We start from the raw sequence: 14,554 nt of genomic DNA on the forward strand, positions 1-14,554 counted from the left end.
CGGCAGGCCCCGCCGACCGATTGCAAGCGGTCGGCGGGGCCATTGTGGCTCTTGACAGCGGATTGGGTCATATGAGCGAACGGCCACCATTCGAGCCAAGGTGTCGCGAAAGAGGAGCGACGCGTACTTTTGTACGCGAGCGACGGTTTGAGCGACAGATTGGCCGAATGGTGGCCGTGCAGCGTCGAGTAGTTACGCGGTTTGGTAATACCGCGTAACCTAAAAGTTGTCGGTATCGAGGACGATGGTGAAGGGGCCGTCGTTGACGAGGTCGACCTTCATGTCGGCGCCGAAGATGCCATGCGCTACGTGCTCGACGTCCTCGCGCACAAGCGTCAGGAAGTACTCGTAGAGCTCGTTGGCGACATCGGGGGCGCCGGCATCCGTAAACGATGGGCGGCGGCCGTGACGGCAATCGGCGAACAGCGTGAACTGCGACACCACGAGAACCTCACCGTCGACATCGGCAAGCGCCAGGTTGGTCTTGCCGTTCTCGTCCTCGTTAATGCGCAAGCCCCGGAGCTTGCCCCACAGATTATCGGCCTCGGCGCGCGTGTCGCCGTGGCCCACGCCCAGCAGCACCAGATAGCCGCGCCCAATTTTGCCCACGCACTCACCGTCGACCGTCACGCCGGCGTTGAGCACGCGCTGAACCACCGCACGCACGGCCTACTCCTCGCCCGTCAGTTTGGCGGATAGGTGCTCGAGCGCATGGAATCGATGGCTGATGGCGTTCTTCTCGTCCGCCGTCAGCTCGGCCATGGTCTTGCCCGGCGTGTCGACCGGCAGGAACAGCGGGTCGTAGCCAAAGCCGTGATCGCCGCGGCCCTCGTGTGCAATAACGCCCTCGCAGGTGCCCTCACCATAGGTGACCAAACCGTCCGTGTCGATGAGCGCGACGACGCTCATAAAGCGCGCGGTGCGGTCTTCGTCGGCCACGCCCTCCAGATTCACGAGCAGCTTGGCATTGTTGGCGGCATCGTCGCCGTGAACGCCCGCGTAGCGCGCGCTATACACACCGGGCTCACCGTCCAGCGCGTCGACGACCAGGCCCGAATCGTCGGCAATGGACATGAGTCCCGTCTCCTCGACGGCAGCCTGCGCCTTGATGATGGCGTTCTCCAAAAACGTCGTGCCGTTTTCCTCGGGGTCCTCAAAATCGCCCAGCTGGCCGAGCGCCACAAAGCGAACCTCGGGCATAACCTTGCCCAAAATGGCCTCGATCTCGGTGAGCTTATGGGCGTTGCCCGTTGCCACGACGATGGTCGCCGCCGGGTCGAGGGTGTCGATGTCGATCTTCTCAAGTGCCATGAGTGGTCTCCTTGTCTCTATAGCAATGCCGTGTTGAGGACGACGAGGCCTCGGCCTCTCCCCCTCTAATCAGCGGCAGTCTTATACTTCGACGTTTTCCCAGATAAAACCTGCCAAAATAAACCTGTCTCTTTTTGGCAGGTTAGACGAGGGCCTGGCGCTGGAGCTCGATGAGATCGGCGATACCCTTGTCGCCCAAATCGAGCAGGGCATTGAGACGCTTGCGGTCGAAGGGCGCCTGCTCGCCAGTGCCCTGGAGCTCGATCATCTCACCGGTGTCGGTGGCGACAAGGTTCATGTCGACCTCGGCGTGACTGTCCTCGGAATAATCCAGGTCGAGCAGGGTGTTGCCGTCGACAACGCCCATGGAAATCGCGGCGACCTGGCCCGTGAGCGGGATGCGCTCGAGCTTACCCGCCTCGACCCACATGGCAAGGGCGTCGTGCAGTGCCACCCAGGCGCCGGTAATGCTCGCCGTTCGCGTGCCGCCGTCTGCCTGAATCACGTCGCAGTCGACGATGACGGTGCACTCGCCGAGCGCCTTCATGTTGACGACGGTGCGCAAGCTACGGCCGATCAGACGCTCAATCTCCATGGAGCGACCCTTGCGGTTGGCGTGCTCGCGCTTGCAGCGCTTGCCGGTCGATGCCGGCAGCATGGCATACTCCGCCGTTACCCAACCGGCCTTGGCGCCCTTGCGCCAGCCCGGCACGCCCTCCTCAATGGTGGCAGCGCACAGCACGCGCGTATCGCCAAACTCGGCCAGGCACGAACCGTGGGCGTGCTTCATGACGCCGCGAGTAAGCTTGATGGGGCGCAGCTCATCGGCGGCGCGGCCGTTGGCGCGATTGACCTGCATATACTCCATAGAAAAATCCTTTCGGCAAAAGGTGTGGCGAAGGCTTTGGCGGCTGCCTTACATCTATTTCAGCTCATCGATATCGATATGCTCAATGCTCTTGAGCGGCTGGCCAAAGATAAAACTGCCCGCCACCGCAAACTCGGCAATGTTATCGGCCGTCGTTGCAAAACGATGCTGCGGCTCGGCTGCGTCGCCCGCCAGCTGCTCGCGGCGCGTGAGAATATCGGTCAGCTCGCGCGTGGTCTCCTCGGCGGAGCTCACCACGCGCACCCCAGACCCCAGCGTATGGCGGATAGGTCCCACCAACAGCGGAAAATGCGTGCAGCCGAGCACCACGGTATCGATGCCGTGATCGCGTAGCGATTCAACCGTGGCGCCGACCAGCGCGCGTACGGCAGGCGTATCGAAGATATCCTCGTTCTCGAGCCACTGCTCTTGCAGATGCGCGCCCGAGGCGAGCTCGTGCTCAACGACCTCGACAAAGCTCGAGGCAGGGCAGCCGTATACGTCGACGCCGGCATCCAGATCCTGAATGGCACGTGTGTAAGCGCCTGAGCGAATGGTGAGGTTGGTGGCAAGCACGCCCACCCGGCGCGTGCGGGTACTGTTGATTGCCGCGCGTGCGCCCGGTGCAATTACACCGATGACGGGAACGTCGAGCACCTGCTGGGCCAAACGCAAGGCCGCTGCAGTCGCCGTGTTGCAGGCGATGACCATGATCTTGACGTCGTGCTTCGACAGCCAACGGCCCGCCTGCAGTGCAAACGAGCGCACCTCGTCCTCGGTGCGGGTGCCGTAGGGACAGCGCTTGGTGTCGCCGAAGTAGTAGACGGACTCATGCGGCAGCGCCGTCGCGATGGCACGTGCAACCGTCAGACCGCCCAGACCCGAGTCGAATACGCCAATGGGGCGCGTGTCCCCGGCCAGATTCTCGATATCGGACATTACCTCACCAGTCTCTCTCGAAAAGACATGTCCAAGTGCGGCGACGGCGCGCTACGAACGCGCCGCGACCAGCAGCTCGGCCGTTGCCACCCAGCCGTCGACAATCTTACCGCGCGTGACGTAGGCGTTATCGCAGGCATCCAGGAACTCGGGCGCGCCGGCGCTCGTCAGGCCGTTCTCGACCAGGCAGAACGTGCCCACGTGATCGGCCATGTAGAAGTCGGACTCGGAGTCGCCGAGCGCGAGCGTCTCCTCGCGCTCGATCCCTAGGTGCTCGCAGAAGCGCGCAATGGCAACGCCCTTGTTGAGACCCGCCGGATTGATGTTGAAGGCACGGCCGTCCTCGACGCGATCGAGCTCGAGCGTCGTCGGCTTGGACAGGTGAGTCAGATGGCCGTTGCAAGCCCAAATCAGGCCGCAGCCGGCCTCGTCCAGGATGGCCTGGACCTCATCGTCGGGCACATCGCCGCGCATGCCGACGGTGACCTCACGGTATTTGTAGCCGGTCGACATGTCGTTGTGGTACTCGATCTTGTGCGGCCAGCGGGCAAGGATCTTCTCGCACACGCCGGTCTGCTCGATCACCTGGTGCGGCGTAAGGCCGCAGGCGGGGTCGTAAGGCATGTCGCCGGTCAGATACTCCCAATCGTTGGCCTTGAGATCGTACATGACCAGGCCACCCATCTCGCCGATGTAGGAGTTGAGGCCAAGCACGCGCGCATCCTCGTGGATCATGGTGCGGTTGCGGCCCGAGGTGGGAACCACCTGAATGCCGGCGCGGGCAAGTGCCACGACAGCCTCGACGAGCTTGGTCGAGGGGTTGCCGTCGTTGTCGCGCAGCACGCACGAGCCGGGCGCGAGCATGGTGGCGTCCAGGTCGGTAAAGACGTACTTAACCTTGGCAAGACGCTCGCGCATCTCGCCCGAAAGCTCAGCGACGGTCGGCAGGGTATTGTGGGACATGGTCACTCCATTACGTAGAAGGGGATTCTGGTCTTAGGCGTCGTACGCCGCAAGGGTGCGCTTGAGAATCGAACCGTCGCGCTCACAAGGCTCGGGTCCGTTCTTGCGCAGCATACGCTCTTCCTCGCCCTTACCGGTCACGATGACCACGGCAGGACGGACAGTTTCGCGCACGACAGTCTCGATAGCGGCAACGCGATCAGTCACGATTTGCCAGTTATCATTTCCCTGCGCTTGAACGTTGCGCGCGATCTCGGCGCAAATATCCTCGACATCCTCGGGGCCGGGGTCATCCTCGGTAATCACGATTCGGTCGGCATACTTGCCAGCGGCGATGCCCATCGTGGTGCGTCGATCGACACCCTTACCGCCCGTAGCGCCAAATACAACCGCCAGCTCGCGCTCGGGATAGTTCTCGCGCAAGTCGCGCAGGAGCGTCTCGAGGCTCATGCCGTTATGTGCAAAATCGACGATGCCCAGGATTTTGCCCGATACGGACGGATAGAGCTCCATACGGCCGGGAACGAAGACGCCCTCAAAGCCGTGGACGATACCCTCTTCGGAAATGCCCAGAGCCTCGGCGCAGGCAATAGCGGCAAGCGCGTTGGACACATTGAACTTAACCGGCGTGGGAATCACAATGTCGCGCGTAAAGCGGGGCGTGCGCACCGTTGCCACCACGCCGCAGTCACCATTGCGAATCGCCAGCGCAAGCACGTCGGCACGCTCGTCGGTCAGGGAGAACGTCACCGTACGTTCGCAACGAGATGCCGCCTCGAGCACACGATCGACCTTATCCATATCGAGATTGACCACGGCAAAACGGCTCTGCGAGAAGATTTTGAGCTTGCTGGCAAAGTAATCCTCGAGCGTCGGATGCTCAATCGGCGAAATGTGATCCTCGCCGATATTGGTAAAGGCGCCGACTTCAAAAGCGATCTTGCCTGTGCGCTCGTATTTGAGGCCCTGGCTCGATGCCTCCATAACCAGCCACGGGGCACCCGCCTCCGCAGCATGTGCGATGCGAGACTGCAGCAGAAAGGATTCGGGGGTCGTCAGCTTGGAAGGACCTGCCTCGATGCCGTCGTCGAACTCAATGCCCGTATTAAGAGCGGGTCGATGACAGCCCGTAAGCTTGGCCTCGTTGGCGAGAATGCCGCGCAGATAAAAGCTACAGGTCGACTTGCCCTTGGTGCCTGTAAAGGCGCAGACCTTCACCTTACCCGACGGGTGCCCATAAAAGGCATCTGCCACCACGGCGAGCGTGCGACGAATATCACTCACAATCACCGCGGGAAGATCAACATCGTAATCGACCTCGGAAACGTAGGCCACGGCGCCATCGGCGATTGCCGAAAGCAGATACTCACGCTTAAACGCGCGGCCCTTGCAGACAAACAACGTGCCCGGGCGCACCTGGCGCGAGTCATCAGTCGCAAACTCAATGCGCTGGTCGCACGAAGCGCTCGGTTTGGAAACAACAAGATCATCTTCCTCGAGCAACTCTATATAGCGCATCAGAGTTAGCTTCTCTTGTGTCGGACTCGACATACAAAGACCTCTCTCGCTAAATTCAGCCTTAAAGGGCAAAAGACGTCCCGCGGCAGAAACGATGAAACATTCTGTATTATCAACCATCCTAATATGCCACCTGACCTTGCGCGCACTGCAGCCTTCTAAAAAAATGCATGGACTGTGCCGTGGGTTAATAAATGACAACAGTGTCCGTCCCGCGTAAAAACAGGGAAACCTGGGTGCTATTCTTTATCCAAATGTCTTGATGTGCCTCACTGACTCACAATGCCGACCCATCATGCCCAAGCAAAGGATTCCAGATGAAACGACACTTCGAACGTCGCCACCGCTCGGCACGCGTCCAGTTGACCCGGCGCATCGTCTGCGCCTTCGCGACGGTCGTTGTGGCCCTTGCCACCATCATCGGCGCGAGCGGCTGTTCGTCCTCCTAGAACGCCTCGAGCACCTACACACTCGTCGAGAATGGCAAGCTCACCGTCGCAAGTGACTTGGCCACGCCCCCGTTTGAATACGTCAACGATTCCGGCGAAGACCAGGGCTTTACCTATGAACTCATGGGTATGATCGCAGACGAGCTCGGTCTGGAGCTCAACTACTTGCCGGCGCAAAAGTTCGACGGCATTATCCCCATGGTCAAGCAGGGTGTAAAGACCGATGTCGGCGCATGTAACATCACGATTACCGACGAGCGCAAGGAAGAGGTCGACTTCGCCGATCCCTATATCGACTCCAACCAGGGCGTCGCAGTTGCAAAGAACACTGGATACGACACGGTCGATAGCCTCAACGCACCGGGCGTCAAAATTGCCGTGCAGTCGGGCACCACGTCCGAGGAGTGGGCAATCGAGAACCTGCCGCAGGCAACCACCGTCAACTTTGACGACTGGACGGCAGCCTTCACCGCCGTCATGAGTGGTCAGTGCCAGGCGGTCGTATGCGATCTTCCCGTTGAGCAGTGGATGGTTTCGAACTCCTTTACCGGTATGGAGATCATCAAAGAGGTTCCGACGGGCGAGCAGTTTGGCATTGCCGTCTCTAAAGACAACCCCGAGCTGACACAGGCCATCAACGATGCCCTTGCCAAGATCAAGAGCTCCGGTGCCTATGACAAGCTGTACGAGAAGTGGTTTGGCATGGCACCCACGAGCGGGTCCGATAACGAGGATGCCTCGAGATCAGACGACGCGACGGACGCTTCACTCGCCGTCACCTCGGCGACCGCCAAGTCAAACGAAGACAGCGGTAACGGCGTGCTCGGCGGCATCGCAACCCGCCTGACCTGGGAAGCGACAACGGGTAGCGACGAGGGCAACGTTTCGCAAATTGAGCTTGAGCTGCCCGAGGGCGGATCGTTTGAAAGCACAGATGTTAAGGTCACGCTGCTCGACGGACTGAACCAGACGGGTGTCAAGGCATCGTGCTCGCTGAACGGCTCAAAGCTCGTCATCAAGTTCGCCGATCTCGTCGCCGCCGGCTCACAGATTCGCGTTGTCGTCCCCGACGTCGTATTCCCGAGCAACGCGGGCGCCTATGCCGTCACCGGCAGCTATGTCGCCGACGACGACAAGCGAGATCTTCCCGAGAGCCCCACCATCAGCGTCTCGGAGAGCACCATGGTGCAAGAAATCGTCGCCTGGCTCGATGCCCAGCCTTGGGTTGCCGCATGGAACTCCAACCCGTTTTTGGGCATGTTCTGCAAGCCGCAGATTATCGTCACCTCAATCGCCTCGCTCTTTAAGGGCTGGGGCATAGCACTTGCCGTGACCGCCATCGGTTTTCCGCTCGCCATCCCCATCGGCTTGCTGTTTGCCTTTATGAAGATCAGCCATAGTCGTATGCTGCGTGGCATCGCCGTGACATACATCAACGTCCTGCGCGGAACCCCGCTCTTCCTGCAGATCTACATTGCGTTCTTTGGGTTCCCTATGATCGGTCTCAACGTGCCCAATCTGCCGCTCGGCGTTGGCGTGCTCGCCATCAACTGCTCGGCCTATCTTGCCGAGATTTTCCGCGCCGGCATCGAGAGCGTACCGCATGGTCAAGCGGAAGCTGCCTACTCGCTTGGCATGACTTGGTCCCAAGTTATGTCGCGCATCGTGATTCCGCAGGCCGTACGTTGCGTTATACCGACTATGACCAGCGAGTTCGTTATGCTGTACAAGGACACGTCACTGCTTTCGAGCGTTGGCGTCATGGAGCTCATGCTGTTCTCCAAAAACCTCACGGCCACCACGGGCAACATTACGCCCTACATTTGCGCCGCACTTTACTATCTGGTCGTGACGATTCCGCTCATCCACATCGTCACCAAGGTGGAGCACCGTCTCGCCGAGCGCAGCAAGCGCTAACCGCTCGTACATAGCGTTCGCAACCACGGCCCGCCGCTTCGTCTGAAGATCGGGCCGTGGTTTTTTCGGTTCGCTCGACGCTTATGCCCTATCACGAAACAAAAGATTGGCATGATAGTAAAGATTATTTGACATCAGCTGCCGCAATCCTTGCGGCAGTACACCTGAGCCGTCAGCAGAAAGGATCTTGCATGTGCGGTTTTGTCGGTTTTACCGGTACAGATGAACAGAGTGAGCTGGTTCTCACGGCTATGATGAATCGCATCATCCACCGTGGTCCCGATATGGGCGGCCAGCATATCGTCGACAACGTTGCCCTTGGCTTCCGTCGTCTTTCGATTCTTGATCTTTCCGAAGCTGGAGCTCAGCCCATGTCGAGCGACGACGGCAAGGTCACGATTGTCTTCAACGGAGAGATCTACAACTTCCAGGAGCTTCGCGCCGAGCTGGAGGCAGCCGGCTACGCCTTCCACTGCAACGCTGATACCGAGGTCCTGGTACACGGTTACGAGGAGTGGGGCGAGGACCTGGTCAACCGCCTGCGTGGCATGTACGCGTTCGTGATCCACGACCAGAACAAGAACAAACTCTTTGGCGCTCGCGACATCTTTGGTATCAAGCCGTTCTATTACTACCAGGCATCCGATGGCTCGCTGCTGTTTGGCTCCGAGATCAAGAGCTTCCTGGACCATCCCAAGTTTGAGAAGGCCGTCAACCACGACGCGCTGCGCCCCTACCTGACGCTGCAATTCCCCGCCACGGAGGAGACCTTCTTTAAGGGCGTGTTCAAGCTTGCCCCGGCGCATTGCTTTACGTATGACCTGACGACCAACACCATGGACATCAAGCGTTACTGGAGCTGTGACTTCACCGACGACAACTCCAAGACCTTCGAGGAGTACGTGGACGAGTGCGACAAGGTCGTGCACGAAAGCGTCGCTGCGCACCGAATCGCCGATGTTAAGGTGGGCTCGTTCCTTTCTGGCGGCGTGGACTCCAGCTACATTGCCGCCTGTCTCATGCCCGACACCACGTATTCTGTCGGCTTCGATTACAAGAACTTCAACGAGACCAACTACGCTGCCGAGCTTTCCGACAAGCTGGGCATCAAGAACGTGCGCAAGATGATTACCGCCGACGAGTTCTTCGATGCATTGCCCGATATCCAGTATCACATGGACGAGCCGCAATCAAACCTGTCCAGCGTGCCGCTGTACTATCTGGCGCAGATGGCTTCCGAGGAGGTCACCGTCGTCCTTTCGGGCGAGGGTGCCGACGAGCTGTTTGCCGGCTACGAGTGGTACGAGGACACCCCCGAGATGCGCTCCTTTAAGAAGCGCGTGCCGCTCGGCGTACGTCGCGCCCTGGGCTCGCTCGTTCAGCATCTCCCCTACTTTAAGGGCCACAACTTCCTGACGAAATGCGCCGAGGTTCCCGAGCGCTGGTATGTGGGTCAGGCAAAGGTGTTCGATCCCTCCGAGGTCGACGAGGTGCTCAAGCCCGCTTATGACACCGGCAAGAACGCCGCCGAGATGTGCGCCGAGTACTACAAGCAGGTTCCCAACTGCTGCGAGCTTTCCAAGAAACAGTATCTGGATATGAACATGTGGCTGCCGGGCGACATCCTGCTCAAGGCAGACAAGATGTGCATGGCGCATTCTCTGGAGCTTCGCGTCCCGTTCCTGGACAAGAAGGTCATGGAGTTTGCCGAGCACATTCCTGCCAACTACCGTGTTAACGAAGAAGGCTGCAAGCTCGTTCTACGTCACGCTGCCAACCGTACGCTGCCCGACGAGTGGGCAACGCGCAAGAAGGTGGGCTTCCCCGTACCGGTCAAGTTCTGGCTGCGCGAGCAAAAGTACTACGACTACGTAAAGGAATATATCACCGCACCGTGGGCTGCCGATTTCTTTGACACCGATGCGCTCATGAAACTGCTTGACGATCACTTTGAGGGTCGCGCGCTCAACCAGCGCAAGATCTACACCACGCTGACGTTCCTCATCTGGTACAAGCGCTTCTTTATCGACGAGGACACGGACGCCGAAGTCGCCGCGTAAGTTTCGTTATGAATTAGCAGTGAACAGCACGGGGTTTCCGCTATACTCAATCCCTGCGGGCGATTGGCGCAACGGTTAGCGCAGGTGCTTTACACGCACAAGGCTGGGGGTTCGAATCCCTCATCGCCCACCACTTGATTGAAAAGGCTCCCAGTGATGGGGGCCTTTCTTTTTGCGCCCATCGCAGAGGGATTCGAACCCGCAAGGGTGCGGAGCTGAGGAAACGCGCAAGCCTTTTCCAGCGCAGCACGCGAGGGCCGCAGGCCCGAAGCGGAAGCGGGCGGCGAAGCCGCACGCGACATCCCTCATCGCCCACCACTGATTTGGAAACGGTCCTTGCAAGGGGACCGTTTTTGTTTGGGCCCATCGCAGAGGGATTCGAACCCTAAGGACCCCTTATTTCAAGGTCCGTGGTCAAAAAATGGCAAAAATGAGTACTGCTACTTTGCTTGCAACATATAAAAAGATAGTATTTGCTTAAGTTACGCAACATATGTCCATTATAAGGACTAACAATTGGATCAAAATCGTGCATTCATCGCCATTTCGTCTTGCTATCTGGCCTTATTAGTCCAAAATTGCTGCTACCAAATCGGTAACAGTACTCATATTTGACGTTTTTTGACCAGCAGGTCTTCCCGCCTTAGCAAATCGATAGCAAAACGGGCTCCAGACCGCTAAATCGTGCCGCATAGGGCACGTCCACAGTCCGGAACCCGGTCCAAATTGAGTTATTGCGCTGTGTTAGGCCAAAACGTCCGACAAAATCTCGATCAGGCTGTCCACGTCGGCTTCCTCGCAGACAAGCGGCGGCAGGAATCGCAGTGTATGAGCTCCGGTCGCGTTAATCACGGCGCCGGCGGCCAGCGCGCGGGCAACAATATCATGTGCATCGCCCGCAGCGTCATCCAAGTCGCAGCCGAGCATCAAGCCGCGACCGCGCACCTCGGTAACGTGCGGAAGCTTGACCAGCGCCTGCTCCATATAGGCGCCCACCTTGTCGGCATGCTCAGCGTAGTCGCCGCGCACGAGCGCGGAGAGCGTCGCGGCGCACGCCGCGACAGCCAAGCAGCTACCGCCAAAGGTCGAGCCGTGGTCGCCCGGCTTAAACGCGTCGGCGATCTCCTTCTTTGCCACCACGGCACCCATGGGCACGCCATCGGCAATGCCCTTGGCAAGGCTCATAATGTCGGGCTCCACGCCATAGGTCTGGAATGCAAACGGCTTGCCGGAGCGGAAGATGCCACACTGGACCTCGTCGGCGATAAGAACGGCACCGGCCTCGTGCGCCAGGTCGCGCGCCGCCGTCATAAACTCCTCGGTCATGGGATGCACACCGCTCTCACCCTGAACCGGCTCGAGCATCACGGCGCAAATCTCGCTTCCCAGCTGCTTAAAGATTGCGCGCAGCTCATCGACATCGTTGGGCGTGCAGGCCACAAAGCCGCCCGGCAGCGGACGGAAGCTGTCCTGCAGCCAATCCTGCATGGTGGCGGCAATGGTCTCGAGCGTACGGCCGTGGAAGCCGCCGCGCATGCATACGATGGTGTTGCCGCCGTTACCAGCACGCTTGGCGTACAGACGCGCGAGCTTCATCGAGCCCTCGTTGGCTTCGGCACCGGAGTTGGCAAAGAACGTCTCCCATACCTGCTCATCCGCAGCCGGGGCACCGAGCGCAGCGGCCGTGGTCTCATCGCCGGCGGCAATGGCATCGGCCAGAACGCACGCACCATCTACGTCGTCGTTGGCAAGCTTGGACAGCAGCGCCGCGACCTGTCCACGCTGCTCGATGTAGAAGTAGTTAGACACATGCAGAAGCTTTTTGGTCTGCGCCTCGAGCGCTGAGAGCACCGCAGGGTTGCCGTGGCCAAGGCTGCACACACCGATACCGGCAAGAAAGTCAAGATACTCACGGCCGTCATCGCCGGTGAGCTTCATGCCGTGGCCTTCGACAAACTCTACCGGAGAGCGACCAAAGGTATGCATAACGTAATGGGATTCGAGCGATTGTTGAGTTGCAAGTGACATGGGATGCCTTTCGTTGGGCGCCGTACGGCGCAGGGCTATGGGTGCAGGGACGCGACGACCGCGGGTCAGCTAGACCGTCTGGAGCTTCTCGACCTCGTCGAGGTTCTCGGTCAGGCGCGCCGCAAACGTCGAAAGCGGGTGCGGATGCGTATCGAACTCGTAGGCCGTCTCGGTGGAGTGGATCACGGTGCCGACGCCAGCATCGGTCAGCAGCTCCAGCAGCAGCGAGTGCGGCGTCGTGCCGTTGATGATGTGGGCTCGGAACACGCCGGCGGTAAGCGCATCGACGGCGGCGCGCAGCTTGGGGATCATGCCCTTGTCGACCTCGCCGCCATAGAGCATCTCATTGACCTCGTCGAGCGTCAGGTTGGAGATAAGCGAATCCTTGTCGCTAAAGTCCTTGTACAGACCGTCGACATCGGTCAAAAAAATCGCCTTGTGCGCATGGAGCGCCGCCGCAACGGCGCCGGCAGCAGTGTCGGCGTTGATGTTGAAGAAGCCGCCGTCCTCTCCCGCCGCGACCGTGGCGATAACGGGAATGTACTCGCTGTCGAGCAAACGCTCGATATAGTCGGTATTGACGTGCGTGACCTTGCCTACGCGGCCGAGTTCTGGGTCAAGTGGCTCGGCGATTAGGGTACCGGCGTCGCTGCCGGACACGCCCACGGCCAGGTTGCCGTGGTGGTTGAGCGCCGCGACCAACTCCTGATTGACCTTGCCGCCCAGTACCTCGCGCACGATATCCATGGTGGCAGGCGTAGTCACGCGCTGGCCGTTCTTAAACTCGACGGGGATGTCGTAGTGGCTGAGCGCCTCGTTGATGGCCTTGCCGCCACCGTGCACGATAACAGGGCGCATGCCGATAATCTTGAGCAGGACGATGTCGCTCATCACGTCACGACGCAGCTGCTCGTCGACCATGGCGGCACCGCCGTACTTGATAACGACCGTCTTACCGGTCAGGTTCTTAATCCACGGCAGCGCCTCGAACAGCAGCTGCGCGGTAACTTCGTTGGATTCGCTCGAGCGACAATCGCGTGCGAACTTCATAGTCCGCCTCGTCTTTCGTGTAGCTATCGCGCCGTACCTCGTTGCCCGCGATTGTAGCGGGACGCGCGGCACATCGGGAGTCTAGGAACGGTAATCGCCGTTAATGGAGATGTACTCGTGCGTGAGGTCGCAAGTCCACACGGTGGTCGCCGCGTCCCCTGCGCCCAGGTCTGCCGAGATCACAATCTCGGGTGCCTCAAAGCGACGCAGCGCCTCGTCCTCGTCAAAGGGAACGGTCAGGCCATCACGGCAGACGGGCATACCCATCATGTCGATGGAAACATCTTCCTGGTTAAACTGCACGCCGCACTTGCCGAGCGCCATGGCAACGCGGCCCCAGTTGCAGTCGTGGCCGGCGATGCAGGTCTTGACGAGCGGCGAGTTGGCGACAGCACGAGCGGCGATATCGGCCTCCTCGTCGTTCACGGCGCCGGTGACGTTAACCGTCACGAGCTTGGATGCGCCCTCGCCATCTGCGGCGATGTTGCGCGCCAGGCTCTCGCACACCTCATGCACGGCAAAGGCCAGCTCGTCGAAGGCGTCAGAGCCCTCGACAATAGGCTCGGCATCTGCGGCAGCGCCGGAAGCAAGCATGATGCAGGTGTCGTTGGTCGAAGTATCGGAGTCGACCGTTACCTTATTAAAGGTCTGCTTGACGGTGGAGAGCAACAGGGCGTGGAGCGCCGCCGGCTCGACGGGGGCATCGGTAGTGATGACCGCGATCATGGTTGCCATGTTGGGCATGATCATGCCCGAGCCCTTGCACATACCGCCCGCCGTATAGGCATTGCCTGCGTGCCCCGCGGCCTCGCTGCGGTAACACACGGCATACTCCTTGGAGTGCGTGTCGGTCGTCATGATAGCGCGGGCGGCATCGGCGCCACCGTGGGCAGAGAGCGCTTCGTAGGCGGCAGGAACGGCAATCTCAAACGTGTCGATCGGCAGAATCTGACCAATTACGCCCGTGGAGGCGACCAGAATCTGCTGGGGCTCGCAGCCGATGACCTGCGAGGCGATGTTGCAGGTTTCGCGCGCGCAGGCAAGACCGGTCTCACCCGTGGCGGCGTTGGCATTGCCAGAATTGACCGAAACGCCGGCAATGACGCCGTAGCCCTTGTCGGCACCGCCCAGGTTGGCGCGGCTCACCTGCACGGGCGCCGCACAAAAGCGGTTAGTCGTAAACACGCCAGCCCCGGGACAGGGTTTATCGGGCACGACGAGCGCGTAATCCAGACGCTCGGGATTCTTGCGGAATCCGGCATGGATACCCGCCGCCTTAAAGCCGGCAGCCGCCGTTACGCCGCCCTCTACGGCATGAATCTTGATATCGAACTGCTCAGCATTCATCGTCTTTATGACTCCTTATGTCAAACAAAAAATGGACATCGATTGGTGCGCCATGCCAGCCACAATCATGAGACCAGCTTAAGAGTGGCGCCCCACTCGATGCC

12 protein-coding genes, 1 tRNA gene and 1 pseudogene are annotated in these 14,554 nt (G+C 59.9%); 5 read left to right on the forward strand and 9 right to left on the reverse strand.

The genetic code is table 11. The annotated features are described in order from the left end of the window. Window positions 1-219: 219 nt before the first annotated feature. From dtd to GT495_RS03945, 6 genes are all read right to left on the reverse strand, one after another. A complete protein-coding gene (dtd, locus tag GT495_RS03920; protein ID WP_161161570.1) occupies window positions 220-666 on the reverse strand; it encodes a D-aminoacyl-tRNA deacylase in 447 nt (148 codons plus the stop codon). Between the two features lie 3 nt (window positions 667-669). After that, window positions 670-1,311 carry an RdgB/HAM1 family non-canonical purine NTP pyrophosphatase gene (gene rdgB, locus GT495_RS03925; RefSeq protein WP_161161571.1) on the reverse strand — a complete coding sequence of 214 codons (642 nt, stop codon included), beginning with the start codon at window positions 1,309-1,311 and terminating at the stop codon, window positions 670-672. Between the two features lie 142 nt (window positions 1,312-1,453). Further along, on the reverse strand, window positions 1,454-2,179 hold the full coding sequence (rph, locus tag GT495_RS03930) for a ribonuclease PH (RefSeq protein ID WP_161161572.1): 726 nt from the start codon (window positions 2,177-2,179) through the stop codon (window positions 1,454-1,456). A gap of 54 nt (window positions 2,180-2,233) precedes the next feature. Further along, window positions 2,234-3,118, reverse strand: coding sequence for a glutamate racemase (murI, locus tag GT495_RS03935; RefSeq protein ID WP_161161573.1), 885 nt, complete (start codon window positions 3,116-3,118; stop codon window positions 2,234-2,236). 51 nt (window positions 3,119-3,169) lie between these two features. Next, window positions 3,170-4,081 carry an HAD family hydrolase gene (locus GT495_RS03940; RefSeq protein WP_161161574.1) on the reverse strand — a complete coding sequence of 304 codons (912 nt, stop codon included), beginning with the start codon at window positions 4,079-4,081 and terminating at the stop codon, window positions 3,170-3,172. Window positions 4,082-4,114: 33 nt separating this feature from the next. Then, a complete protein-coding gene (locus tag GT495_RS03945; protein ID WP_240128088.1) occupies window positions 4,115-5,599 on the reverse strand; it encodes a Mur ligase family protein in 1,485 nt (494 codons plus the stop codon). Window positions 5,600-5,916: 317 nt separating this feature from the next. Between GT495_RS03945 and GT495_RS10990 the strand changes: the two genes are divergently transcribed. The 5 genes and pseudogenes from GT495_RS10990 (at window position 5,917) to GT495_RS03960 (ending at window position 10,158) form a co-directional block, all read left to right on the forward strand. After that, window positions 5,917-6,048 carry a hypothetical protein gene (locus tag GT495_RS10990; protein WP_255451708.1) on the forward strand — a complete coding sequence of 44 codons (132 nt, stop codon included), beginning with the start codon at window positions 5,917-5,919 and terminating at the stop codon, window positions 6,046-6,048. A 51-nt stretch (window positions 6,049-6,099) separates the two neighbouring features. Further along, a pseudogene (locus GT495_RS10995) lies at window positions 6,100-6,738 on the forward strand (transporter substrate-binding domain-containing protein); the annotation flags it as partial. 567 nt (window positions 6,739-7,305) lie between these two features. Beyond that, window positions 7,306-7,965 carry an amino acid ABC transporter permease gene (locus GT495_RS11000; RefSeq protein WP_255451711.1) on the forward strand — a complete coding sequence of 220 codons (660 nt, stop codon included), beginning with the start codon at window positions 7,306-7,308 and terminating at the stop codon, window positions 7,963-7,965. Between the two features lie 191 nt (window positions 7,966-8,156). Continuing rightward, window positions 8,157-10,025: an asparagine synthase (glutamine-hydrolyzing) gene (asnB, locus tag GT495_RS03955; RefSeq protein WP_161161577.1), complete on the forward strand. Its 1,869-nt coding sequence runs from the start codon at window positions 8,157-8,159 to the stop codon at window positions 10,023-10,025. 57 nt (window positions 10,026-10,082) lie between these two features. Continuing rightward, window positions 10,083-10,158 (forward strand) — tRNA-Val (locus GT495_RS03960). 611 nt (window positions 10,159-10,769) lie between these two features. Here the strand turns inward: GT495_RS03960 and GT495_RS03965 are convergent. The 3 genes from GT495_RS03965 to argJ all read right to left on the reverse strand — a co-directional run bounded on the left by GT495_RS03965 (window position 10,770) and on the right by argJ (window position 14,450). After that, window positions 10,770-12,053: an aspartate aminotransferase family protein gene (locus tag GT495_RS03965; protein WP_161161578.1), complete on the reverse strand. Its 1,284-nt coding sequence runs from the start codon at window positions 12,051-12,053 to the stop codon at window positions 10,770-10,772. 69 nt (window positions 12,054-12,122) lie between these two features. Next, complete coding sequence (gene argB / locus GT495_RS03970; RefSeq protein ID WP_117765156.1) at window positions 12,123-13,103, reverse strand: acetylglutamate kinase; 981 nt, start codon at window positions 13,101-13,103, stop codon at window positions 12,123-12,125. 81 nt (window positions 13,104-13,184) lie between these two features. Next, window positions 13,185-14,450, reverse strand: a complete 1,266-nt coding sequence (argJ, locus tag GT495_RS03975) for a bifunctional glutamate N-acetyltransferase/amino-acid acetyltransferase ArgJ (RefSeq protein WP_192924194.1) — start codon at window positions 14,448-14,450, stop codon at window positions 13,185-13,187. Between the last annotated feature and the right edge of the window lie 104 nt (window positions 14,451-14,554).

Origin of the sequence: Collinsella sp. BIOML-A6 (assembly GCF_009875845.1) — a bacterium.
GTDB lineage: Bacteria > Actinomycetota > Coriobacteriia > Coriobacteriales > Coriobacteriaceae > Collinsella > Collinsella aerofaciens_H.